Annotated in this window: 22 protein-coding genes; 10 read left to right on the forward strand and 12 right to left on the reverse strand. The window is 60.1% G+C overall.

The features are described 5' to 3' along the window. Window positions 1-58: 58 nt before the first annotated feature. The 7 genes from ASD50_RS15835 to ASD50_RS15865 all read left to right on the forward strand — a co-directional run bounded on the left by ASD50_RS15835 (window position 59) and on the right by ASD50_RS15865 (window position 8,707). Window positions 59-505: an EamA family transporter gene (locus tag ASD50_RS15835; RefSeq protein WP_056243121.1), complete on the forward strand. Its 447-nt coding sequence runs from the start codon at window positions 59-61 to the stop codon at window positions 503-505. After that, window positions 502-1,509: an NAD-dependent epimerase/dehydratase family protein gene (locus tag ASD50_RS15840; protein WP_056243123.1), complete on the forward strand. Its 1,008-nt coding sequence runs from the start codon at window positions 502-504 to the stop codon at window positions 1,507-1,509. The genes ASD50_RS15835 and ASD50_RS15840 overlap by 4 nt, the downstream gene beginning before the upstream one ends. A gap of 60 nt (window positions 1,510-1,569) precedes the next feature. Then, a complete protein-coding gene (locus tag ASD50_RS15845; protein WP_056243124.1) occupies window positions 1,570-3,042 on the forward strand; it encodes an aspartate aminotransferase family protein in 1,473 nt (490 codons plus the stop codon). Between the two features lie 31 nt (window positions 3,043-3,073). Next, complete coding sequence (locus tag ASD50_RS15850) at window positions 3,074-4,267, forward strand: hypothetical protein (protein WP_056243126.1); 1,194 nt, start codon at window positions 3,074-3,076, stop codon at window positions 4,265-4,267. Further along, a complete protein-coding gene (locus ASD50_RS15855) occupies window positions 4,264-5,037 on the forward strand; it encodes an FkbM family methyltransferase (RefSeq protein WP_244484553.1) in 774 nt (257 codons plus the stop codon). Before ASD50_RS15850 ends, ASD50_RS15855 begins: the two co-directional genes overlap by 4 nt. A 137-nt stretch (window positions 5,038-5,174) precedes the next feature. Beyond that, on the forward strand, window positions 5,175-7,736 hold the full coding sequence (locus ASD50_RS15860; protein WP_056243132.1) for a GcvT family protein: 2,562 nt from the start codon (window positions 5,175-5,177) through the stop codon (window positions 7,734-7,736). A 116-nt stretch (window positions 7,737-7,852) separates the two neighbouring features. Next, window positions 7,853-8,707 carry a DUF1194 domain-containing protein gene (locus tag ASD50_RS15865; RefSeq protein WP_056243134.1) on the forward strand — a complete coding sequence of 285 codons (855 nt, stop codon included), beginning with the start codon at window positions 7,853-7,855 and terminating at the stop codon, window positions 8,705-8,707. A 272-nt stretch (window positions 8,708-8,979) separates the two neighbouring features. Here the strand turns inward: ASD50_RS15865 and ASD50_RS15870 are convergent, their stop codons facing one another. The 3 genes from ASD50_RS15870 to ASD50_RS15875 form a co-directional block, all read right to left on the reverse strand. Continuing rightward, window positions 8,980-9,918, reverse strand: coding sequence for a GlxA family transcriptional regulator (locus ASD50_RS15870; protein WP_413813900.1), 939 nt, complete (start codon window positions 9,916-9,918; stop codon window positions 8,980-8,982). 336 nt (window positions 9,919-10,254) lie between these two features. Further along, entirely contained in the window at window positions 10,255-10,389 is a 135-nt protein-coding gene (locus tag ASD50_RS24130) for a hypothetical protein (protein ID WP_156465128.1), read from the reverse strand. Between the two features lie 320 nt (window positions 10,390-10,709). After that, entirely contained in the window at window positions 10,710-10,910 is a 201-nt protein-coding gene (locus tag ASD50_RS15875; protein WP_056243137.1) for a hypothetical protein, read from the reverse strand. Between the two features lie 217 nt (window positions 10,911-11,127). Here ASD50_RS15875 and ASD50_RS15880 point away from each other — a divergent pair, with 217 nt between their 5' ends. Further along, window positions 11,128-12,027 carry a LysR substrate-binding domain-containing protein gene (locus tag ASD50_RS15880; RefSeq protein ID WP_056243138.1) on the forward strand — a complete coding sequence of 300 codons (900 nt, stop codon included), beginning with the start codon at window positions 11,128-11,130 and terminating at the stop codon, window positions 12,025-12,027. Window positions 12,028-12,056: 29 nt separating this feature from the next. Here ASD50_RS15880 and ASD50_RS15885 read toward each other — a convergent pair whose 3' ends face one another. From ASD50_RS15885 to ASD50_RS15920, 8 genes are all read right to left on the reverse strand, one after another. Next, on the reverse strand, window positions 12,057-12,977 hold the full coding sequence (locus ASD50_RS15885; RefSeq protein ID WP_056243139.1) for an alpha/beta hydrolase fold domain-containing protein: 921 nt from the start codon (window positions 12,975-12,977) through the stop codon (window positions 12,057-12,059). Between the two features lie 127 nt (window positions 12,978-13,104). Next, a complete protein-coding gene (locus ASD50_RS15890; RefSeq protein ID WP_056243141.1) occupies window positions 13,105-15,177 on the reverse strand; it encodes an ASKHA domain-containing protein in 2,073 nt (690 codons plus the stop codon). A 192-nt stretch (window positions 15,178-15,369) separates the two neighbouring features. Beyond that, on the reverse strand, window positions 15,370-16,338 hold the full coding sequence (locus ASD50_RS15895; RefSeq protein ID WP_056243144.1) for a methyltetrahydrofolate cobalamin methyltransferase: 969 nt from the start codon (window positions 16,336-16,338) through the stop codon (window positions 15,370-15,372). 73 nt (window positions 16,339-16,411) lie between these two features. After that, window positions 16,412-17,512 carry a methylenetetrahydrofolate reductase gene (locus ASD50_RS15900; RefSeq protein WP_056243146.1) on the reverse strand — a complete coding sequence of 367 codons (1,101 nt, stop codon included), beginning with the start codon at window positions 17,510-17,512 and terminating at the stop codon, window positions 16,412-16,414. Then, complete coding sequence (locus ASD50_RS15905) at window positions 17,509-18,168, reverse strand: methylenetetrahydrofolate reductase C-terminal domain-containing protein (protein ID WP_056243148.1); 660 nt, start codon at window positions 18,166-18,168, stop codon at window positions 17,509-17,511. Before ASD50_RS15905 ends, ASD50_RS15900 begins: the two co-directional genes overlap by 4 nt. Continuing rightward, complete coding sequence (locus ASD50_RS15910) at window positions 18,161-18,463, reverse strand: virulence factor (RefSeq protein ID WP_056243756.1); 303 nt, start codon at window positions 18,461-18,463, stop codon at window positions 18,161-18,163. The genes ASD50_RS15905 and ASD50_RS15910 overlap by 8 nt, the downstream gene beginning before the upstream one ends. A 194-nt stretch (window positions 18,464-18,657) precedes the next feature. Continuing rightward, complete coding sequence (locus ASD50_RS15915; protein WP_056243150.1) at window positions 18,658-19,233, reverse strand: DUF4893 domain-containing protein; 576 nt, start codon at window positions 19,231-19,233, stop codon at window positions 18,658-18,660. A 45-nt stretch (window positions 19,234-19,278) separates the two neighbouring features. Further along, complete coding sequence (locus ASD50_RS15920; RefSeq protein ID WP_056243758.1) at window positions 19,279-19,911, reverse strand: DUF1638 domain-containing protein; 633 nt, start codon at window positions 19,909-19,911, stop codon at window positions 19,279-19,281. A gap of 64 nt (window positions 19,912-19,975) precedes the next feature. Here ASD50_RS15920 and ASD50_RS22675 point away from each other — a divergent pair, with 64 nt between their 5' ends. Beyond that, complete coding sequence (locus ASD50_RS22675) at window positions 19,976-20,113, forward strand: entericidin A/B family lipoprotein (RefSeq protein ID WP_082549699.1); 138 nt, start codon at window positions 19,976-19,978, stop codon at window positions 20,111-20,113. 82 nt (window positions 20,114-20,195) lie between these two features. On the opposite strand, the gene ASD50_RS15925 is transcribed toward ASD50_RS22675, so the two are convergent. Continuing rightward, entirely contained in the window at window positions 20,196-20,897 is a 702-nt protein-coding gene (locus ASD50_RS15925) for a corrinoid protein (protein ID WP_056243760.1), read from the reverse strand. A gap of 256 nt (window positions 20,898-21,153) precedes the next feature. On the opposite strand from ASD50_RS15925, the gene ASD50_RS15930 reads away from it, so the two are divergent. After that, entirely contained in the window at window positions 21,154-22,728 is a 1,575-nt protein-coding gene (locus ASD50_RS15930; protein ID WP_056243152.1) for a trimethylamine methyltransferase family protein, read from the forward strand. Window positions 22,729-22,836: the final 108 nt, after the last annotated feature.

Genomic DNA, 22,836 nt, shown 5'->3' on the forward strand with positions numbered 1-22,836 from the left:
GCTGCTTCACGGAATATTTTTCTGTTCCCAGTATTGCTTGGAGCGACATGGGACGAACATGAAATACTTGGCTTTCATTCTCTTTACGGTGATGACCAACGCTGCAGCGCAACTGATGCTGAAGCAGGGCATGATGTCGCTTGGCCCGATTTCATTTGAAGGGGTCAATCCACTGGTGAGGCTGCTGCAGATCGTGTTCAGCCCGTGGGTATTCCTCGGCCTTTGCACATTCGTCGTTTCGATGGCGTCGCACCTTTACGTGCTGTCCAAGGTCGAACTGTCCTTCGCCTACCCGTTCCTCAGCCTTGCTTATGTGGCGGTGGCGGTTTTTGCCTATTTCGTCTTCCGCGAGGACCTCAATAGCTGGCGTATCGCCGGCATCGCCTTCATCTGCGTCGGCACGGTGCTGATCGCGCAGAGCGGCCGCGAAAGCGGAGCAGGGCACGACGAGGTCACGGCCGCTCAATCCACTGACAAGATTACCACCAGCGAGATCATACGATGAAACACGTTATCTTTGGCGGTGACGGATTTGTTGGCCGTCACCTTGCTCCCAAGCTGCTTGCGGACGGGGCTGAAGTGGTCGTGGCCGATATCGTGAAAAGCGATCTCAAGCACTACCGCTCCGCCCGTTTCGTGGAGTGCGATGTTACCGATGCGACTTCAGTTGAAGCGGTTGGCATCAAGCCCGACGACATGGTCTACAACCTGTCGGCCAAGATGCTGTCCCCGATCCAGACGCGGGCGAAGCGGCACGACTTCTTCTTTCCGGTGAACTATTACGGCACGCTTCACATCATTGAGGCGATGGATGCCGCCGGTGCGTCAAAGCTGGTGCATTTCACCACCGACATGATCTACGGCCACACCGTCGTGACGCCGATGACGGAAGACCACCCGGTCGCGCCACTTGGCGAATACGGCCTTTCCAAGCAGATGACAGAGGAGCTGGCCGCGGAATGGCGCAAGCGCGGCATGCAGATTTCGCTGTTCCGCCCACGCCTCATCATCGGCCCCGGACGGCTTGGCATCCTGGAAAAGCTGTTCAAGCTGATCGACATGAACCTGCCGGTGCCGATGATCGGCTCGGGGAAAAACCCCTACCAGTTCATCTCGGTGTTCGACTGCGCCGAAGCCGCCAGGGCGGCGTGGAAGGCGGGTGTGCCGGATGAGGCCTACAATCTGGGCTCACTCAATCCGCCGCCGGTCAGGAGGCTGCTGGGCGACCTGATCAAACATGCAGGGTCGAAGTCGCTTCTCATTCCGACTCCCGGCTGGGCGGTAAAGCGCACGCTCGATCTGTTCGACCTGGTGAACATGCCGATCATGGACCCGGAGCAGTACCTGATTGCCGACGAGGAATGCGTGCTCGACGTATCGAAGGCAAAGCGGCAACTGGGCTGGGTGCCGCAGCACCGCGACGAGGACATGCTGATTGCCGCCTACAGAGAGTATCGCGGCAAGAAGGACGGGCAAAAAGTCGCCGCACGGCACGTCCCGGCCGAATAGTTTCATTTCGTGCGACGCAGGCTGCGGATTGCCGGCGGCGCAAGCAGACAGGAGTATCGGATGACCGTCATGACCAAACCTGAACAGTCGAAAGCCCGCGCCGTCGTGACCGCACCCGGCCTGTCGTCGGACGTTGCGCGAAAGCCGGACCTGATCAGCGTCGAACAGGCGAAGGCAATGGACGTTGCCCGCATCACCGACCTGTTCAAGGCGCATATAAATCCCGGCCAGCTCCACTTCATGAAGTTGCTCGGCTTTCACAAGATCAAGATCGAACGCGCCGAAGGCATGTTCTACATCGACCAGAACGGCCGCAAGATCCTCGATTTCTTCGGCGGGTTCGGATCGCTGGCATTCGGCCACAATCATCCGCGCATCCTGGAGACGCGCCGGAAATTCCAGGAAGAGAAGCGGCAGGAAATCGCCATCGCCTTCATGTCGCAATATGCGGCGGCCCTGGCGCACAATATCGCCGCGTGTTCGCCCGGCGACCTCGACATGGTTTTCCTCGGCTCGTCCGGTTCGGAAGCGATGGAGGCTGCGGTGAAGCTCGCCGAACGCGCGGCAGGACCGAAGCGGCCGAAGATCGTCTATGCCGAGAATTCGTTCCACGGCAAGACCAAGGGCGTGCTGACCATCACCGATGGCCAGCTCTACCGCGGCGATTTCAAGCTGATGGACAACACGGCGCGCGTTCCCTTCGGCGATATCGACGCGGTCGAGCGCCTGTTCCGCGCCGATCCGGAAGTCGGCGCCATCGTGCTGGAAACCATCCAGGGCGGCGGCGGCATCATCCAGGCGCCTGCCGAATACTGGCAGAAGCTGCGCGCTTTGTGCGACCAGTACGGCGTGCTTTGGGTGGCGGACGAGGTGCAGTGCGGCTATGGCCGCTCGGGACGCTTCTATGCGTTCGAGCACTATGGCGTGGTGCCGGACATCACTGCCCTTGCCAAGTCGCTGGGCGCCGGCAAGGCGGCGGTCGGCGCAATGATTGCCAAGCGCGACGTCTACATGAAGGCCTACGGCACGCCTAAGACGGCGATGATCCATGCCCAGGCTACGTTCGGCGGCATGGGCGAAGCCTGCGTCACGGCCATCGAAGGGCTAAACGTGCTCTACGACGAAGGCCTGATCGACAACGCCGCCGACACCGGCGCCTATCTGCTTGAGCGCTTGCAGGCGGTGCAGACAAAGCATCCCAAGATCATCAAGGATGTTCGCGGCAAGGGCTTCATGGTGGGCCTGGAGTTCCACGACTTCTCGCAGACGCTGCCGATGGTGCTACGGCCAATCGTCAGCGTTCTGGACGAGAAGCTCAAAGGCTCGCTGTCGGGCTTTGTCGGCGCGCTGCTGCTTCGCGACTACGATGTGCTGGTGGCCTTCACCGAGTACAACCGCAACGTCATCCGGCTGGAGCCGCCGCTGATTTGCCGGCGTGAACATGTCGACCGCTTTATCGATGCGCTGGATGGCCTGCTGTCGCGCGGCATCATCGCGATCGTCAAGGACTTCGTGAAAAGCCAGGTGAAGTGATGTCAGTGCGTGAACGCTTGGAGGCGCGGCGATGAGCGGCCTTCAGGGTACTGCCGTCGGCTGGGCGATGCGCACCGGTGCAGCCGACGCGCTGGCGCGGGCGGGAACCAGACGCAGCCTGCTCGACAAGCTCGCCGCCGCTGCCTTCATCGCCGTGTTCGTCGTCGTGTCGATCTACAGTTGGGTCCGTCCCGATTACAATTGGGACATGGTTGCCTATGTGGCGACCGCGCTGGAAAACCGGACCGAAAGCCCCGAGCAGCTTCATGCCGAGACATGGGCGGCCATCAGCGATGGCGCGCGTGAAGCGCAGCTCTACAACCTTCAGTACGGCAATCCCTACAACCGGCATCAATGGGAAAACCCGGCCGACTTTGAATCGCAGCTTTCCATGTACCGTGTGAAGGTGGGCTATATCTGGCTGATGCGCGTGCTGGAGCCGGCCACCGGAATCGTAGACGGGGCGATCCTGTTGTCGATCGTTCCAGCACTGGGATTTGCCGCCATGTGCCTGTGGTGGCTCGGCCGCGAGAAGGCACTGCAAGGAGCGATCGTCCTTGCGCCGCTGCTGATACTGGCCGATGTTTTCCACATGATGACGGCTGCAACGCCGGACATGCTTCTGGCTGTCGTTTCAATGGCCGCATTGTACCTTCTGGCCAAACAGCGTGACCTGGCCGCGTGCCTGCTTCTGTTCCTGTCCATACTTATACGGCCTGACAACATTATCCTGATCTTTGCCCTGCTGCTGACCGCGATCCTGTTCGGCTGGCGATTGTTGCCGATTGCGATCACCTTCGTCGCGTCATTTGCTGCCTGCATGCTCATTTCCCGCTATGGCGGGCATCCGGGCTGGTGGGCACATTTCTACTTCTCATGCGTGGAAATCCAGAACTCGATGACTGGTTTCCATCCAGACTTCTCGCTTGTCGACTTCGCCAAGGGTTATGCACGGGGGGCCGCAGTGGCATTGCTCGACAATGACTGGCCGCCACTATTGGTGGCGATGCTGGCTGGGTGGGCGCTGCTCTGGCGTGCGGGCAGGGGTGGGACACCACGCGAGACATCGCTGATGTTTGCGCTGACGATTGGCCTGCTTGGGAAATTCGCCAGTTTTCCGCTACCTGACGACCGCTTCTATTTTGTCTTTACGGCGGGCATAGCGATGCTGCTTGTCGTGATGTGGAAACCGCGTTTCGACTTTGCACCGAAGGAAAATTCATGATGGACGGCAGCGAAGCGTCGGTATTTCTGGAGTTTGTGCGGATTGTCCTGGCTTTCGGGCTGCCGGTTGGCATTCTCGACCGTGGGGCGGCGCTTAGGGGAACCAAGTTCCTGGCCCAGGCTGCTTTGAAGGCGCGCTTGGGGCGAGGGCGTCCGTTCCAGATGGTCAATGTCGGTGCGTGCGACGGGGCATTGTTCGACGATGTCACGCCCTGGCTCAACCGCATCGCGAATTCGCGAGCGCTCTTGGTCGAGCCGATCCCGTACAATCAGAAGCGCCTGCGCGCCAACTATCCCGATAGAGATCGATTCATCATCGAACCGGTCGCCGTCACCCGCTCGAAGGGAACGATCAGGGTCAAGACTTTCGATGCCGCCGCACTTGAAGCCGGCACGCTTCCCATCGAATTCATCGGCTGCTCTTCAATCACCGACACCAACCTGATGTCAGGCAAGAACGCTTGGGGCGAGGCGGACGACAATTTCGCGAAGTTCGCGCCCTACCTGAAGGATATCGAGGTAGCCTCCGAACCTTTGCAGGCGCTGCTGGACCGCAATGGGATCGACTACATCGATGCCTTCCTTGTCGACTGCGAGGGAGCGGACTGGGCGGTCTTCGACCAACTCGACCTCAACCGCTATCGGCCGGGCCTCATCAAGGTCGAAGTGGGTGCCTTGCCGGCGCCTGAAATCGGTGAGGTCGTGGTCAAGCTGAAAACCGCCGGCTACAGCGTCGGCATCTATGCGGAAGATGTCTGGGCCTTCGCCTGAGCGCCGTAGGAATCGCCCAAGTTCGACCGAGTTGATAGCGCTGGTCGCGGCGCATGTGCGCCGTGTCGCAAACAGGCTGTAATCGGACCTAACTGCTCTATAGTCTGCCCGAAATTCAGATTTCGGAGTCACAGGCAATGGCAGGGTTTCCTGAAAAGGCGAAGGTCGTCATCATCGGGCTGGGCGGCATCGTCGGCGCCTCGATCGCGCACCACCTGATCGAGCGCGGATGGGACGATATCGTCGGCATCGACAAGTCCGGCATCCCGACCGATATCGGTTCGACGGCGCACGCCTCCGACTTCTGCTACATGACCAGCCACGACTTCCTGTCATGCTGGACGTCGCTTTATTCCATCGATTTCTACGAGAAGATGGGACACTACGCGCGCATTGGCGGCCTTGAGGTCGCGCGCGTCGGCGATGACGCCCGCATGGAAGAAATCAAGCGCAAGGTGACGTCCGGCAAGGCGTTCGGCACGCGGGCGCGGCTGATAGAGCCTGCCGAGATCAAGGAGAAATTCCCCCTGATCGAGGAAAGCATGGTGCAGGGCGGCATGTGGGACCCGGACGCGGGGCTTGTCATTCCGCGTTCGCAGACCGTGGCTGGGAAGCTCGTTGATCAAGCTGTTGCGGCGGGCAAATTGCAGGCCTTCGCCAACACGCCAGCCAAGTCGCTCGTCATCGAGAACGGGCGCATCAAGGGTGTGGTAACCGACCGCGGCACGATCATGGCCGACTATGTGGTGGTGTGTGCCGGTATTTGGGGGCGCCTGATCGCCGACATGGCTGGTGAGGACCTGCCGGTTATGCCGGTCGATCACCCGTTGACCTTCTTCGGCCCCTATAACGAGTTCGCCGGTACCGGCAAGGAGATCGGTTGGCCGCTGATGCGTGACCAGGGCAATTCGGCCTATATGCGCGATACAGGCGATCCGAAGACCGCAGAAGGCGGCCAGATCGAATGGGGCTACTACGAGGAAACCAATCCGCGCCTGTGCCACCCTCGCGACCTTCTGGAAAAGGATCAGGCGCGCCTGTCTCCGTCACAGCGTGACCTGGATATGGAGCAGATCATCGCACCGCTTGAGCGCGCGATGGAATTGACGCCGATACTGGGCGAACTGGGCTACAATGAAAGCCATTCCTTCAACGGCTTGCTTCAGGTGACGGCCGATGGCGGCCCATCGATCGGCGAGAGCCAGAAGGTGCGGGGCCTTTGGTATGCCGTGGCGATCTGGGTCAAGGACGGTCCGGGCTTCGGCAAGCTGGTTGCCGACTGGATGACCGACGGGCGTACGGAAATCGATCACGCGAAGATCGACTATGCGCGCTTTTATCCGCACCAGATGCAAGAGAGCTTCATTGAAGGCCGTTGTGGTGAGGCGGCGCAGAAAATCTACAACCCGGCGGTCCATCCGCGCGAACCCTACGCCACCGGTCGCAATGTGCGCCGGTCACCGTTCTACGAGCGCGAGAAGGAACTCGGCGGCTATTTCATGGAACTCGGCGGTTGGGAGCGTGCGCACGGCTACGCCGCCAATGAACATCTGCTGGAAAAATACGGGAACCGCGTACCCCTGCGCGAAAATGAATGGGACAACCGCCACTTCTGGCGCGTTTCCAATGCCGAGCATCTCGCGATGAGCGAGGACTGCGGCATCGTCAACCTGTCGCATTTTGCCATGTACGACGTCGAAGGCCCGGACCATGTCGAACTGATGGAATGGGTTTGCGCAGCCAAGATTGGCGGCGATGCCAATATCGGTAAAGGCATCTATACCCACTTCCTCGACGACGAAGGCATGGTGCGGGCGGACCTGACCGTTATCCGCATGGCGGATCGCTGCCGGGTCATTGATGGCGCAGACGCTGGCCCGCGCGATTTCAACTATCTCAAGCGCACGGCGCAGGATCGCGGCCTGAACGTCACCGTCACCGACGTGACCGAGAGGTTTGTCACCGTCGGCATCTGGGGTCCGAATGCGCGCACCGCCTTGCAGAAGGTGGTCGAGAACCCCGAGGGACTTTCCGTTGAGAATTTCCCCTTTGCTGCGATCAAGCCGATCCGCATCGGCGGCAAGGATGTGATGGCCTTCCGCATATCCTATGTCGGCGAGCAGGGCTGGGAATTGCACATGCGCTACGAGGATGGTCTTGCAGTTTGGGATGCGCTGCGTTCGACCGGCGTCATGGCGTTTGGCGTGGAGACTTATGCCAACACGCGGCGCATGGAGAAAAGCCTGCGCCTGCAGAACGCCGATCTGCTTACCGAGTACAATCTGTTCGAGGCAGATTTGTCCCGCCCGAAGGTCAAGGAAGCTGACTTCCGAGGCAAGGCCAAGCATGAGGAATATAAGGCGCGCGAACATCAGCCGGCGATGCTTTGCACGCTGGTCATGACGGCAAACGTCGACCGCCAAGGCGTTGCCCGCTATCCGGTTGGCAATATGCCGGTCATGGACCCTGCGACGGGCGAGACGCTGGTTGATGAACTTGGCCGCCGGTCTTTCACGACTTCAGTGGCTTATGGTCCGACCCTCGGCAAGAACATCGCGCTTGCCTATCTGCCGTGGGCCTATTGCCAGGAAGGGCGCAAGCTGGCGGTGGAATATTTCGGCGAGACCTACCCGGTGGAAGTTGCGGGAGTGGGCTACAGGCCGCTCTACGACCCGCAAAACCTCAAGCCGCGAAGCTGAGATCGGGCAAGGATCTTGCGCCAGTAGGCCGTGCGTTCGCAAAAATGTGAAGGGATGAGCCCGATTGGAGGTCGGGCTTTTCTTTTGCCTGCAACAAATCTCACGTACCTTGTGGCATGTCTGCTTTCCGCCGCACTGCAGGACATTGCCTTTTGGCTGCCGCAATGATCGGGCTGGCCGGTTTTTGCAGCTTGCAGTCCGCCTCGGCGGAGCCGGTGGACATCGAGCTCGTCCTTGCCGTGGATGTTTCCCTATCGATGTCTCCGATGGAGCTTGAAATCCAGCGGCACGGCTATGCCGCGGCCCTTGTTCACGACAGCGTGCTTCAAGCTATCGCCGACGGGGTTCACGGTAAGATCGCAGTAACCTACGTTGAATGGGCAGGCGTGACCTCGCAGCATGTGATCGTGCCTTGGACGATCATCGCCAGCCGTGCCGACGCCGAGACGGTGGCTGCCCAGCTTTCCGCCCATCCGCCCAATAGCGCGCGCCGCACGTCCATTTCGGCCGGCCTGGAGTTCGGTGCCGACCTGTTTGCAGAGAGCGCTCATCAAGGAACCAAGCGGGTCATCGACGTATCGGGTGACGGGCCTAACAACCAGGGCGCGCCCGTGACCGTGGTGCGGGACAGGCTGGTGGCGCAAGGGATAACCATCAACGGCTTGCCGCTGATGACCAATAGCGGCCCTGCCTGGGGGTACGAGGTGAGCAACCTGGACCAGTATTACACCGACTGCGTGATCGGCGGTCCGGGGGCTTTCATGATCCCCGTCAACGACTGGAGCCAGTTCCCGGATGCCGTGCGGCGCAAGCTCGTGCTTGAGCTTGCCGGGCCACTATCGCCTCGCTGGGCCGAGGAAGAGGCCCTGTTTCCGCCGATAGTGAAGGCGCAAGCTGAGGTCGCCACCGATTGCCTTGCCGGCGAAAAGGCGTGGCGCAACCGATACTGGATGTATGACGAAAGCCGGTAGGGTCAGAACCTGTTAATTTGACCGGACTGGCGTTCGAGACGGCGAAAGATGCAAGGAAAAGTCCGAAGAGCGGGGTTGTTCCCCGGTTGAGGGCTTTGACGCAGCACACTGGCGCCAGTTCGATCATGCTTCGGATCGGGCGAATTTGCACGGACTGCTTTGTCGCAAGCCCTTGAAAGGCTCCAGCCTTCCCACGACCTTGCTTCGCGCATCCGCACGAATTCGCGCCGGCCATTCCAGTCAAATTAACAGGTCCTGACCCCAGCTGGGGCTCAAGCTGCCAGTAGCTGCTTGCGGTCGACACGCTCCTGCTGCGGCGAGCGGGCATAGAGTTCGCGATAGCACTTGGAGAAGTGGGATGCGGAAACAAAGCCGCAGGCCACCGCAACCTCAACCACCGGAAGCGACGACTGGATCAGCAGATGGCGGGCGCGGTCGAGCCGGATTTCAAGATAGTAGCGGGCAGGGGAGCGCCCCATCTCCGAGCGAAACAGGCGCTCGATCTGGCGACGAGAAAGGTCGACATGGTCGGCGATCTCGATCAGAGACAGCGGTTCCGCCAGATTTGCCTCCATCAGTTCGATGATGGTCAGGACTTTTGAGTTCTGCACGCCGAGGCGGGCGCGTAGCGGCAGGCGCTGACGGTCGGTCGGGCTGCGCACACGATCAGTCAGGACCTGCTCGCAGACGCGGTTGACGAGGTTTTCGTCGAAATCGTCGCCGATCAACTTCAGCATCATGTCGAGCGCAGCGGTGCCGCCGGCGCAAGTGTAGACGTTCTGGTCGATTTCGAAGAGGTCGGCAAAGACATTGGCCTTGGGAAACGCTTCCGAAAAGCCCGGCAGGTTCTCCCAATGGATGGCGCAACGCTTGTTGGACAACAGTCCGGCAGCAGCGAGGATATGCGCCCCTGTGCACAGGCCGCCTACGGCGACTCCGCGATTGTATTCCTCGCGAAGCCAGGCAAACGCCGACTTGTTGTGGTATTTTTCGACTTCGAGGCCGCTGCAGACGATGGCCATGGAAGGCCGGTCGGCACCGGACATCTTTTTTCGTTCTTCCTCCAGCGAAGTGTTGACGGCGCATTCGACGCCATTGGAGGCGCGTACCGGCCTGCCGTCGATGCTGGCCAAGCGCCAGGTGTAAGCTTCATAACCAAGCATTCGATTGGCCGAGCGCAACGGATCGAGCGCCGTCGCAAAGGCGATCATGGTGAAGTCGGGAACGAGAAAAAAGACAAACGATCTTTTGACCGGTTGTTTGACAGCGTTCAAGGTACCCTCCCGATGCCATGACGCAGACAGAACGTCGCTATCAGCACAGCGTCATCAGGAAAACGCTTTCGTGTCAATTAGCTAGGGTGTCGGTAACAGGATATTTTTTATAGCGAGGTCGGTTTTCGACCAATGCAGAATGCAAGTGCAGCCTTGTGGCTTGCCGGACGGCGTTCAGGGAAAGCGCGCAAAGCAAAACCGCGTCGGATGATCGACGCGGTGACTTGATCAAGCCTGCCGCAAGCAGGGCGCGGCAAAGTGAACCTCGAATTATCAGGCGATGAAGCCGAGACGGGCAGCGGCCACTGCGCCGGTCTGGCCGGGCATGGTCTTCGACAGGCGCTGACGCTCCAGAGCGGTCGTCAGATTGATTTCACGACGTGCAAACAGGCGAGCGAAAAGCTTCATTGCAAACTCCATTCGGTTGCCAAGACGGGTCGCCTTCGCTTGATGGAGTGGGGCAGCTCGTTTGTTGCACTGCATATATGCCTGTTTGTATGCAAACTAAATCGCAAAAACGAAGCGGTTAGCAGGAAAAGCGACATCAAATATGCGGCAGCCGGTTGGGATTCGTCGCAATATCCATTGGAAACAATAGGTTGGTGTTATTTTAGCGGCGTCATGCGATTTGCTCATATGCGTCATGCGACGCGCGTATGGCTTGTTTCAGACGTAGCAAGGACCCGTCGCGCCTTCTGCACGGCGGGTCCCGTCGATCTTGCACATGTTTACTTCGCTCCGGCCCAGACGCCGACACCGGTTCGGGTGGAAAAGACCCTCGATGACGGAACTGAGCCGCTTGTTTCCGGCCAGCCGATGTCTTTCTGAAGTTCGGCGGGCAGGGAACGGAGCGCGCGCTCGGTCTGGTAGCGGGCACGGGCTGCGCTGAATTCGGTCGCGATGCGGCCGATGGAGGACAGGATGGACATTTCATTCTCCTTCCAAAATGGCCGGGAATCCCCGGAGGTATGAGGGGTTTGCGCGATACGCTGGGTGCGCGGTTCCATCGAAGTCTTTTGCCGGCGGAAGCAGGTCTTGCTGTTTCGTTGCCTTGCCTTTGATGGAGTTGACTATCTGCCCGAATTGATGTTCAATCAAACGAAATGGAATGATGCTTTGTATCAGAAAAATTGAAAGCTGATCCGAATGAACGCTCCACTCAACCATCCGCTCCCGCTGCTCGATCTCGATGTGCTGCGCACCTTCGTCGCAATCGCCGAAACCGGCAGCTTCACCACGGCAGCGACTGCCGTGTTCCGCACGCCATCTGCGGTTTCGATGCAGATCAAGAAGCTTGAGGATATCCTCGGCCGTTCGGTCTTCGCGCGTGACGCGCGTTCGGTGGCGCTGACCACGGATGGCGAAATGTTGCTGGGCTACGCCCGCCGCCTTCTTGCCATCAATCGCGAGGCTGTATCAAAGTTCATAATCCCCGACATCGTCGGCATCGTGCGACTGGGATCCCCGGACGACTATGGCGAACGGGTGCTGCCGCATGTACTGAAGCGCTTCGCGCAGTCCCATCCGTCGATTGCCGTCGATGTCACCATTGACCAGAGTGTCAATCTGCGCCGGCGCATGGATGACCGGGCGCTGGACATCACGCTGCTTACCAATTCCTACAAGTCCAGCGCCAATGGGGCAGAGGTGCTTTTGACCGAACCGATCGTGTGGGCCGGCGCCAAGGGCGGCTGTGCGCACCTGCGGGAGCCGCTCCCCGTCTCGATCTGGGAGGAGGGGTGTGCGTGGAGAGCGGGCGCGCTGGAAGCTCTTGGCAGGGAGGGGCGCGACTATCGCGTTGCCTATATGAGTTCGCATACGGCAGGCCAGCGTGCGGCAATCATGGCCGACCTGGCGGTCGCTCCGTTGCCGAAATCTTTCCTCGGTAGCGATATGATCGAGCTTGGCCCGAAGGACGGTCTGCCCAATATCGGCAACTACAACCTCGCCATGGTGATGTCGCCTGACGCAAGCGCTCCGGTGAAGGCCGTTGCCGACCATATTCGAGCGACATTTGAAGTGTTTCGCGAAACGGGCAAGTTCTAGAGCGTTTCATGGCCAGCTGAAACGTCCGGTCAGGATGACATGGCTTTCCCGGCTTCGGCTTCGCTGTTGCTCAGAAATGCAACTATGCGGTCGCGGGCGCGGCGAGCCTCCGGCATCCGAATCAACGGCCAGACGTGGAACATGCCTTCCTCGTAAAGAACGTCCATTTCGACACCCTGCGCGCGGGCTTTCTCAGCGAATACGAGATTGTCGGGACTAAGCATGTCGTGCGAACCGGTGAGCAGCAGCGTTCGCGGCAACACCGAGAGGTTGCCGTAAAGCGGGCTGATGCGCCAGTCGCTGCGCTCCATGCCCGCGCCATACAGGCGGATCGCTTCAAGCCCTCCCGGGATGCCGAGCCAGGGATCCGCCTTTTCGGCTTCGAGGACTTTCGGGTTGGCCAGGGTCATGTCGAGGCCGGGTGAGATCAGGACGTGGCTGCCTGGCGGCGGCAGACCTTCTTCGGCCATCATCATTGTCAGGACCACCGCCATGTTGCCGCCAGCAGAATCGCCCATGAAAACGATGTCTTGTGCCTGCGTTTGCACCAGCATCTGCCGGTAGACTTCGCTGACCATGCCGAACATGTCGTGGAAATCGTGCTCGGGTGCGATGGGGTAGATCGGCACCGTGATGCCAAAGCCGAGACGATCTGCCATCTCGGCAATCAATCCCCAATGATATGACGTGATTTCAAAGATATAGGCGCCGCCATGCATGTAGAGAATCCGCTTGGAGACGTCTGCCCGTGGCGCGATTTCGTAAACGGGAAATCCAGCGATATTGCCGTTGGTGATATCGAAGCGCGATTTCATCCAAGCGGGAGGGCGATGGCTCTCCTTCTTGCGGGCATGCGCGATCCATTGGTGCATGGCCTGCGGACTTGAGAAAGCCCTTTTACGGCTATGGCGAAGGACGAATGCGATGACGTGGCTGGCCAGGCTGGGCATGACTGAACACTCATCCGCCATAGCGGAACAGACGTGGCAAGCCCCGTCAGGAAGATGTTTCCTGTCGACGGGTCATGTCAAGCCGAGCGAGCGACACGCGCCAATATCTGCCCCGGTGGAATACGGCTTAGCTTCGGCCACGCCTCGCGGCTCGCTCCTCGCGCGAGCGCCTGCGCGGGGCAGCACTCTCGACTGAGCCGCCTTCCTCGCTGACTGCGCTGCGCGGCGGCAGCGTTACCTGCTCGGAAAGCCGCGGGAACGGATCGACCTTGTTCGGCAACGCCATGGCATTGATGAAGAGTTGCTGGAAATCAGGCTCAAGTGCCGTCTCGATCTTTTCAATCCTCGAGACCTCACGTTCGATTTCACGTCGGTGATCGCGATTGAGCAGAGCCATCAGCGCACCCGTGCCGGCGGCATTGCCGACAGCCTTGACTTCCGAGAGATCGCAATCGGGGATCAGGCCGAGCACCATGGCGTATTTTGGATCGATGAACGACCCGAAAGCGCCGGCGAAGCGGATCGTATCGACGCCAGTGATGTTCTGCTTTTCCATCAGTAGCTTGATGCCGGCATAAAGAGCGGCCTTCGCGAGCTGGATGGCTCGGATATCGTTCTGCGTTACGGTGATGCGCGGTTCGCCGTCACGCAGCAGGTAGGAGAAAGTACGGCCGTTTTCGATGATGCGGTGGGTGCGTGCCGAAAGCGCTCCGTCAACGACGCCGTCTTCGGAAATAAGCCCGCTCAAATACATTTCGGCAACGACCTCGATGATCGCCGAACCGCAGATGCCGGTGACGCCGGTCGCCTTTGCGGCTTCCTCGAAGCCGTCTTCGTCGGACCACTTGTCGACGCCGATCACGCGATACTTCGGCTCCAATGTTTCAGGGTCGATGCGCACGCGTTCAATCGCGCCCGGAGCGGCGCGTTGCCCGGAGGAGATCTCGGCGCCTTCGAAGGCGGGCCCGGTGGGGGAGGATGCGGCCACGACATGGTTGCGGTTGCCAAGCACGATCTCGGCGTTGGTGCCGACATCGACCAGCAGCATCATCTTGTCCTGGCGGTGAGGGCCCTCGGACAAGGCTGCACCTGCGGCATCCGCGCCGACGTGACCGGCAATGCAGGGCAGCAGGTAGAAGCGGGCGCCGCGATTGACTTCAATGCCAATGTCATGCGTCCAGCCCTGCACGGCGCTCGAGACTGCGAGCGCGAACGGCGCCTGGCCGAGTTCAGTCGGGTCAATCCCGAGGAACAGGTGGTGCATGATCGGATTGCAGACGAAAACGCTGTCGAAGATATCGTTGCGATCGACGCCGCCCTGTTCGCAGACCTCTCCAATCAGGCCGTTTACCGCTTCACGCACGGCCTTGGTCATGGCTTCGCGGCCGTCCGGGTTCATCATGACGTAGGAGACGCGGCTCATCACGTCTTCACCGAAGCGGATCTGCGGGTTCGGGGCACCGGCCGAGGCAACGATACGACCCGACAGCAACGACACCAGATGCATGGCAATGGTGGTCGAACCAATGTCGCAGGCGACGCCGTAGGCTTCGTTCTTCAGGCCGGGGTAGAGCGCGATCAAGGTGGCGCGCGAGAATTCCATGTCCTTGTGGATCGTGGCGGTGACTGCCCATTTTTCCTTGCGCAGGATCTTCTGGACTTCCGGTATCAGGTGCTGGGCGACGCGCAGGTCCTTCCAGCCCCAATCCTTGGCAAGCACAGCCTTCAGACGATCGAGGTCGCCGAGGGGCTTGTGCATGTCCGGCTCGTCCACCTCGACATAGCACATCTGGACGGCGGCATTGCGCTCGATCGCCCGGTCGGTGGCAGCCTTGCGGATGGTTTGCGCGTTGATGACCGTGTCCTGCGGCACATCGACGACGAGGTCGCCCTGGATGGTGGCCGAGCAGGAAAGGCGGCGGCCCTCAGGTAGGCCACGCACGCGTTCATAGCGCTCTTCCTTGGGCCCCTTCGGGGAAATGTGGTCGTTGGAGGAGACAATCTTGTGCTTGGCGAAGTTACCTTCCTGCACTTCGATCTGGCAGCGGCCGCATGTGGCGCGTCCGCCGCATACGCTTTCGACATAGACGCCAAGCTGGCGGGCCGCATCCAGTACCGGAGTGCCGATGGGGAATCGTCCGCGCTTGCCTGATGGCATGAAAAGGACGAGCGGATCGGTGATGTTGGCGGGAGAGTTCATCTGAAAATCCCCTTCAGCCCGCCGGCCATTTCCCGACTAAGGGAAAGGGCGGGCGGTTGCGAGGTCGACGCATGTCCTGCGGCGTTGGAAACCGGCGAAAGTAGCAGTGATGTCGGGCGTCGTTCCATGGGAGGAAGATGGCCGGCAGACCGGAAATGCTTATGCAGGAATGCAATCATTTCAGATGTTGGTTCACCCCCGCGCCATGCGAGCTTCACGTCCGCCGCGACGGCGTCCACCATTTGCCCCGGCCTCTCCGGGCGCCGAAACAGGGACAGGTGCCGGTGCTGCATGCTCGCCCGGCTTGTAGTCCTTGTAGGTCTTGATCCAGTTGGTGCAATCCCGGTCGGTGCCGGCAAGCACGTTGGCTGCGCGGACGGCTTCCATTTCCTGAGGGCGAACAGGATTCATGATGGCCGAGGTCATGCCGGCGCCGATCACCATCGGTATGAAGCCGGCATTGATGCCGTGGCGGTGCGGCAGGCCAAACGAGATGTTGGAAAGACCGCAAGTCGTATTGACCTTGAGTTCTTCGCGAAGACGGCGCAGCAGCGCAAACACCTGACGGCCCGCGTCGCCCAGCGCGCCGATCGGCATCACCAGCGGATCAACGACGACGTCGTGAGCGGGAATGCCGAAATCCGCGCAACGTTCGACGATCTTCTTGGCAACGGCGAAACGGACGTCGGGATCCATCGAAATGCCAGTCTCGTCATTGGAAATGGCAACGACAGGCACGTTATACTTCTTGACCAGAGGCAGAATGGCCTCAAGCTTCTCTTCCTCGCCGGTAACGGAGTTCACCAGCGGGCGGCCCTTGGCAACTTTGAGTGCCGCCTCGATTGCGCCGGAAACGGAGGAGTCGATTGAAAGCGGCAGGTCGACAAGATTCTGCACGATCTCAAGCGTCTGCACCAAAAGGCCGGGTTCGGTCTCGTTCGGATTGACCGACGTCACGCCAGCATTGACGTCGAGCATGGTGGCGCCACAGGCTGCCTGCTCCAGAGCGTCCTTGATGACGGTTTCGAAGTTGCCTGCTTGCATCTCCGTCGCCAGCTTTTTGCGGCCGGTCGGGTTGATGCGCTCACCAATCACGCAGAAGGGCTGATCGAAACCGATAACGATTTCGCGGGTCGCAGAAGCGACGATCGTGCGGGTCATGCAATCTCTCCGTTGTGATATAAAGATTTCTTTATATCGTTATCTGTTTTCGATCAAGCGCCAGTCTGCGTTTTCAATGCGCGCTCTTGACCATGTCCACCTGGGTTTCGGTCATGTTTTCATGCAGTATCTGGTCAAGGCGCTCGGCAACGATCTGATCGTCGCTACGCGCTTCGCGTTTCCAGGGCTTGCGCCCCTTCAGCACTCCCGATTCATCGACGATCTCGGCGACATATTCTTCCTGGCGGTAAGCCATCACATGGATGCCGGAGACGCCGGGAATTTCCTTCACCTCGTTGATGATGTCGATGCAGAGCTGCTTGCCCTCTTTTTTCTGGTCCTGCGCGCCTTCGAGGCGCTTGACGACAGCATCGGGAATATGGATGCCGGGCACGTTGGATCTGATCCATTTTGCCGTCTTGGCGGATGCCAGCGGGCCGACGCCGCACAGGATGAAGACCTTGTCGGTGTAGCCGAGGTCGCGCACGCGCTGCATATAAGTGCGGAACATCTGCACGTCGAAACAGTACTGGCTCTGTACGAACTGCGCACCGGCGGCGATCTTCTTGCCCAAACGATGAGGGCGGAAATCGTATGGCGGGGCGAAAGGATTTATCGCTGCGCCGAGAAAAACCTGCGGCGGCGTCGTCAACTTGCGGCCGGACAGGAACTTGCCATTGTCGCGCATGACGCGGACCGTTTCGAGCAGCGACATGCAGTCGAGATCGAACACCGGCTTGGCGCCTGGCTGATCGCCTGCCTGCACGCCGTCACCGGTGAGGCAAAGCATGTTGGCGACGCCCATTGCCGCGCCGCCCAGCACGTCGCCCTGGATGGCGATGCGGTTCTTGTCGCGGCAGGCGATCTGCATGATCGGAGCATAGCCCATGCGCGTCAGCAGCGCGCAGATGCCGACCGACGACATATGGCAGTTGGCGCCTGACGCATCGACGGCGTTGATGGCATCGACCCAGCCGTCGAAAATCCTGGCGCGGTTGTAAACATCCTCGGGATCGGCGCTGTCGGGCGGGTTGAGCTCGGTGGTCACCGCAAATTCGCCGCGCCGCAGGACGCGCTCAAGCCTTCCACGCGAGGTGTGGCCGGGCAGGGGCTCCAGCGGCAGGTGCGGACCGGCCGGGTTTTCGTCGCGCTGATGCGTGGGTGTCGCGTTCATGCCGACGCTCCGTTGGCCGCGTTGCGGGCTGCTTCCTTTGCCGCGGCAGCCTGCGCGGTGACGCGCAGCCAGGCAGATGTTTCGCGCAACGACTGGTCGACCGGCTTCTGCACATTGAGGATGGCATCGCCGTGCACCATGTTGCGCGAGCCTTCCCAAGCCTTGACCCAGACGCACGGCATGTCCGGCTCGACCTCGCAATGACCGTTCGCCCGCACGCCGCCGCATGGGCCGTTGCGCAACTGCTTGGGACAGTTCATCGGGCAGGACATGCCGGTGGAGGAAAGAACGCACTGTCCGCACATACGGCAGTCGAACATGAAGCCCTTGACGCGCTTTTCGATGAACTTGACCGGCGCTTCGACGCGGCTGTAGCCGATGCTTTTCCACAATGGATGCAGCATCAGGAAGGCGTCGGCGAACCTGGCATAGAACCACTCCAGGAGGCGCGAATGCCGGACTGACCACAGCCTCACCGCAAATGACCGCTGCACGCGCCGTTGGGGCGACACGTCGGACGGCTTGTAGTCCGTCTTTGGCGCGGCCTTCTTGACGACGGTCGCCTGGGTCACTCCGGGCGGCGCGCTGGGTGGCGTGGCCTGCGGATCGCCCGCAGGCACGGAAGCGGTTGTCGGTATCGGCTGGGTATCAGGCATTTTCCTTGCCGCCAGAATTGACGAGGGCAACAAGCCTCGCCTTGTCGTATTCGGTTTCCAGTTTTGCCGCGGCCTGATCGGCCTCGGCCTCGAGATCGTCGCCGACAGGGATGGGATCGGCCTTGCGCCAGTCTTCCAGATAGTCGCTGCTGTCCTTTGCACCGCTGCGCATGGCGCACATGTCAATCGCTTCGATGAAGCGCAACGGCAATTCGCGCTTGGCGCTTTGCCGACCCTTTTTCACGATGACCTGGGCGGGGATGTCGCGCCAGAAAACAACGATAAGATCGGCCATGAATTCCAACTCCTTGCGTTTATGAGCATTGCCGTAAGCAATATCGTCCCGCTTCTCATGGGACGACGCGCGTGCATTCAAAAGCGACGCCTGAATGCGACGCAATTTGAGATGATGTCGCATACCGCGACGCAACCGGGCAGGTTTGGCCGGCGTGGTCCACAGATAGAATGAATGAGGCGGTCGATTTCGGTTCAGCGCCGAAGCTCAATGATGTTGAGAACGGATTCGTGAACTGGCTTGGGAAATTCTATGCGCCAGCCATCGGGACCGGTTCGGAAGGCATAGCCGACCTGATCCATCTCGGGGTCGGCGCCGTAGGGTTTCACCGGATCGTCGTTGTAGTGCAATGAGCCGAGATAGATGGCGCGCTTCTCGCCGTCGTCATAGAGGCGACCGGTGGTCCGCTGTGATCCGGTCGTCTTCTTCAGCATCCAACCAGAGCCATCGTCGGAGACTTCGCATTTGAACCAGTCGTAGATGACCAGCGCGCCAAGTCCGCCGGCCTTGATGGTGCGGCATTGCCACTTACCGGTAAGATCCTGATTGGAAAAGGAAACGATGTTGCGGCCGAGAACTTCGTCCAGCTCCCTGACTTCGGCCGGATCGCCGGCCTTGGCTTCCTGCAAGGCGGCCTTGCGCGTTTCACCATAGGTTTCGAGTCGGGCCTTGTCGGCTACAGTCATCAGCTTCTGGACTTCGCCGTCAGCGAATGCGGTCGTTGCCGCAAGCGTTGCAACTGCGGCAAATGCGATGGTGACAACCTTCATGGAGTTCTCCCGCTGGCGTGAACGCGGGCAAAGCCCGAGTTGCCATTACAAGACGGGAGTGCCGGCGCGCGCAAGCCCTGCCGTCAGGTCGCCATAGCCGGTCGGTCGACGCTCATAGACAAGGCCTAGCAGTTTGGCGGCATTTTCGGCGACCTTGTCCAGTTCCGGATCGTCGGTCTGGGCGAGATAGATCAGTTTTTCGTAGTTGCCGAAATAATCCGCAATCAACTCCGGGTGCTTGTCGAGACCAAGCGGCTTCATGAAGAAGGCATCGAACTGGCGGCAGAGGAAATCGGTCATGTAGAACGACATCATGTCGTCGTCGGCGACTTTCGCATAGGCGTCCATGCCCTGATAGAAGGCGAAGCAATGTGGGCCGGCCATGCGCTCGACGCCATGCTTTTCGCAGACGCGATCAAGCAAGCCGCCAGTGCCGCAGTCGGCGTAGCCGACGAAAATGTTCTCGTAGCCCTTTGTCCTGGCCTCCTCGATCGCCTTGTCCATCGCTGGAACGATGCGTTCGGGATAGAAATGGAACTCTGCCGGCAGGCAGGTCAGTTCAAGGTGATCGAGCTTCAACTGCTGTTTGACTGCAAGAATCTCGCGCGCAAGCATGCCGCAGGCGATGACGAGAACTTTGTCGCCTTGGCCGGGTTGCTGTTTTCCTACGATATTCATGGAACCAGTCGGGGCGGTTTCCGTTGCTTTCATGCGAGCCTACCGAATGCGGGAGACACCGTCCATGAAGCTATCACTGTTTGCGCCTGTAGCTGTTATCTGCTGTGCCTTGGCGCTTGCCGCGTGCGCCAACACCGTCCGCGGTGTCGGCAAGGATGTCAAAGCGACGGCCAACGCCGTAGAGGACACAGTCAACAACTAGCATTTGCCAACAACTAGCATTTGCATTGTCCGTCCCGGATGTGGGGGCGGAAGGGCCGTGCCGCAAGGCGCGGCCTTTTTCATCAGGCAGATGCGCGCAGATTGTGCTTGCGCTTCATGAAGTCCTTTGCGGTTTCAACGGCTACAGCCGCGTCACGGCAATAGGCGTCGGCGCCGACGGCCTTGCCGAATTCCTCGTTGAGCGGCGCGCCGCCAACCATGACGACATATTCGTCACGAATGCCCTTTTCCTTCAAAGTGTCGATGACGACCTTCATGTAGGGCATGGTGGTTGTCAGCAGGGCCGACATGCCGAGGATGTCGGGCTGGTGTTCCTCGATGGCGGCGAGGTACTTTTCGACCGAGTTGTTGATGCCGAGGTCGATAATGTCGAAGCCAGCGCCCTCCATCATCATGCCGACAAGGTTCTTGCCGATGTCGTGGATGTCGCCCTTGACCGTTCCGATCACCATCTTGCCCTGCTTGGGAGCGCCGGTAGCGGCGAGCAGGGGACGCAGGATGGCCATGCCGGCCTTCATGGCGTTAGCGGAGAGCAGAACCTCGGGAACGAAGAGGATACCGTCGCGGAAATCCTCGCCTACGATCCGCATTCCCTCGACCAGCGCCTCGGTCAGAACCTTGTAAGGTACCCACCCGCGCTCGAGAAGGATATTGGTACCTTCCTCGATTTCTTCCTTCAGACCGTCGTATAGGTCGTCGTGCATCTGCTGCACGAGTTCGTCGTCGGAAAGTTCGGAAAGGATGATCTCGTCATCGTCGGCCATGTCTTCAACTCCATGCTGCCGCGCGACGATGTCGCAGGGCAATGATCAGTCTGCCAATACGTATCGCTAGCACGAATTGTTCCATAGCTGATTTGCGACTTCCTGCAATGGGAAAGCGACTGGAAATCTCTTTGAATTCTTGTCGATTTTGCGACAGGCGTTGGCGCGGACGGGCCGTTTCGAATAGGGTGCATGGCTACGATCCGCCAAGGGGCCGCGGAAAGTGCGGCCGAACCGGATTTCAGGGAAGAACATCATGAGCGAAAACGCGGCAGTCGAGCAGGAATCGGCGGGTGGCAGGCGCGGTCGTGGCGCAAGCGGCGGCGCGGCGGCGCGACGCGCGGCGCGCAGCGGCGGCGGCCCTGGCACCCAGCTCACCTACATCAAGCGAAAGATCAACGTCTACGAGGTCCTGAACGAGGAGGGCCTGGCGCTGATCGAGAAGAACACCGATATCGTTCTCGAAGAGACCGGCATCATCTTCCGCGATGACCCGGAAGCGTTGCAGATGTGGAAAGAAGCCGGCGCCGACGTTAAAGGCGAGCGCGTGCATTTCCCCAAGGGTCTATGCCGCTCGCTGCTCAAGACTGCACCGCCTATCTATACCCAGCATGCCCGCAACGCGGAGCGTTCGGTGCAGATCGGCGGCAATGCCACGGTCTTTGCTCCGGTTTATGGACCTCCTTTCGTGCGCGATCTCGATGGCAACCGCCGCTACGCCACGATCGAGGATTTCCGAAACTTCGTGAAACTCGCCTATATGGCTCCGTCTATCCATCATTCGGGTGGAACCGTCTGCGAGCCGGTCGACGTGCCGGTAAACAAGCGGCACCTCGACATGATCTACAGCCACATCAAGTATTCCGACAAGCCGTTCATGGGCTCGGTAACCGCACCTGAGCGTGCCGAAGATACGGTTTCGATGGCCAAGATTGTGTTCGGCGACGACTTCGTCGAGAACAATACCGTGCTGACCTCGCTCATCAACGCCAACTCGCCGATGGTGTTCGACGAGACCATGCTGGGGGCGCTCAAGGTCTATGCGCGCCACAATCAGGCTTGCATCGTCACGCCGTTCATCCTTGCCGGTGCCATGAGCCCGGTAACTGTTGCGGGCACTTTGACGCAGGTGTTGGCCGAAGTGCTGGCCGGCGCATCCTTTACCCAGTTGGTACGGCCCGGTGCACCAGTTCTGTTCGGTACTTTCGCCTCGTCGATTTCGATGCAATCCGGAGCGCCGACCTTCGGTACGCCGGAACCGTCTCTGGTTTCTTACGGCGCAGCACAGCTGGCGCGCCGTCTCGGCTTGCCCTTCCGCACCGGCGGCTCGCTCTGCGCCTCCAAGATTCCGGATGCGCAGGCCGCTTACGAGAGCGCCAACACGTTGAGTTCGACTATTCTGGCCGGCACCAATTTCGTGCTGCACTCGGCTGGCTGGCTCGAGGGCGGCCTGGCTTCCTGCTACGAGAAGTTCATGATGGATATCGACCAGCTCGGCATGCAGCAGAAGTTCAGCGAGGGCGTCGATCTGTCCGAAAACGGGCAGGCAATGGATGCCATCCGCCAAGTGGGACCCGGCAGCCACTTCTTGGGTTGTGACCACACCCAGGCCAATTTCCAGACCGCTTTCTACCGTTCCTCGATCGCCGACAACAATTCGTTCGAGCAGTGGCTGGCGGAAGGAGAGAAGAGCGCCCCCCAGCGCGCCAACGTGCTCGCGCGCCACTGGCTGGAAAGCTACGAAGCACCGTTCCTCGATCCGGGCATCGACGACGGACTGAAGGACTTCATCTCGAAGAAGAAGGAGTCGATGCCCGACGCCTTCACTTGAAGGGAGCCCGTTACAGGCCGGGCTAAAGTGGCCAACATCATTCACAAGGAAGTCTGGCGGAGCGCGTTTTCCGACCCGGACAAGGGAAGTGTTGGCTAGCGCATCTTG

Source organism: Mesorhizobium sp. Root552 (genome assembly GCF_001427285.1).
Taxonomy (GTDB): Bacteria; Pseudomonadota; Alphaproteobacteria; order Rhizobiales; family Rhizobiaceae; genus Mesorhizobium.

Excerpts from the sequence above, each read along its gene's own strand:
- ASD50_RS15835 (WP_056243121.1), top strand. The coding sequence starts at position 59 with ATGAAATACTTGGCTTTCATTCTCTTTACGGTGATGACCAACGCTGCA.
- ASD50_RS15840 (WP_056243123.1), top strand. The coding sequence starts at position 502 with ATGAAACACGTTATCTTTGGCGGTGACGGATTTGTTGGCCGTCACCTT.
- ASD50_RS15845 (WP_056243124.1), top strand. The coding sequence starts at position 1,570 with ATGACCGTCATGACCAAACCTGAACAGTCGAAAGCCCGCGCCGTCGTG.
- ASD50_RS15850 (WP_056243126.1), top strand. The coding sequence starts at position 3,074 with ATGAGCGGCCTTCAGGGTACTGCCGTCGGCTGGGCGATGCGCACCGGT.
- ASD50_RS15855 (WP_244484553.1), top strand. The coding sequence starts at position 4,264 with ATGATGGACGGCAGCGAAGCGTCGGTATTTCTGGAGTTTGTGCGGATT.
- ASD50_RS15860 (WP_056243132.1), top strand. The coding sequence starts at position 5,175 with ATGGCAGGGTTTCCTGAAAAGGCGAAGGTCGTCATCATCGGGCTGGGC.
- ASD50_RS15865 (WP_056243134.1), top strand. The coding sequence starts at position 7,853 with ATGTCTGCTTTCCGCCGCACTGCAGGACATTGCCTTTTGGCTGCCGCA.
- ASD50_RS15870 (WP_413813900.1), bottom strand. The coding sequence starts at position 9,918 with ATGATCGCCTTTGCGACGGCGCTCGATCCGTTGCGCTCGGCCAATCGA.
- ASD50_RS24130 (WP_156465128.1), bottom strand. The coding sequence starts at position 10,389 with ATGAAGCTTTTCGCTCGCCTGTTTGCACGTCGTGAAATCAATCTGACG.
- ASD50_RS15875 (WP_056243137.1), bottom strand. The coding sequence starts at position 10,910 with ATGTCCATCCTGTCCTCCATCGGCCGCATCGCGACCGAATTCAGCGCA.
- ASD50_RS15880 (WP_056243138.1), top strand. The coding sequence starts at position 11,128 with ATGAACGCTCCACTCAACCATCCGCTCCCGCTGCTCGATCTCGATGTG.
- ASD50_RS15885 (WP_056243139.1), bottom strand. The coding sequence starts at position 12,977 with ATGCCCAGCCTGGCCAGCCACGTCATCGCATTCGTCCTTCGCCATAGC.
- ASD50_RS15890 (WP_056243141.1), bottom strand. The coding sequence starts at position 15,177 with ATGAACTCTCCCGCCAACATCACCGATCCGCTCGTCCTTTTCATGCCA.
- ASD50_RS15895 (WP_056243144.1), bottom strand. The coding sequence starts at position 16,338 with ATGACCCGCACGATCGTCGCTTCTGCGACCCGCGAAATCGTTATCGGT.
- ASD50_RS15900 (WP_056243146.1), bottom strand. The coding sequence starts at position 17,512 with ATGAACGCGACACCCACGCATCAGCGCGACGAAAACCCGGCCGGTCCG.
- ASD50_RS15905 (WP_056243148.1), bottom strand. The coding sequence starts at position 18,168 with ATGCCTGATACCCAGCCGATACCGACAACCGCTTCCGTGCCTGCGGGC.
- ASD50_RS15910 (WP_056243756.1), bottom strand. The coding sequence starts at position 18,463 with ATGGCCGATCTTATCGTTGTTTTCTGGCGCGACATCCCCGCCCAGGTC.
- ASD50_RS15915 (WP_056243150.1), bottom strand. The coding sequence starts at position 19,233 with ATGAAGGTTGTCACCATCGCATTTGCCGCAGTTGCAACGCTTGCGGCA.
- ASD50_RS15920 (WP_056243758.1), bottom strand. The coding sequence starts at position 19,911 with ATGAATATCGTAGGAAAACAGCAACCCGGCCAAGGCGACAAAGTTCTC.
- ASD50_RS22675 (WP_082549699.1), top strand. The coding sequence starts at position 19,976 with ATGAAGCTATCACTGTTTGCGCCTGTAGCTGTTATCTGCTGTGCCTTG.
- ASD50_RS15925 (WP_056243760.1), bottom strand. The coding sequence starts at position 20,897 with ATGGCCGACGATGACGAGATCATCCTTTCCGAACTTTCCGACGACGAA.
- ASD50_RS15930 (WP_056243152.1), top strand. The coding sequence starts at position 21,154 with ATGAGCGAAAACGCGGCAGTCGAGCAGGAATCGGCGGGTGGCAGGCGC.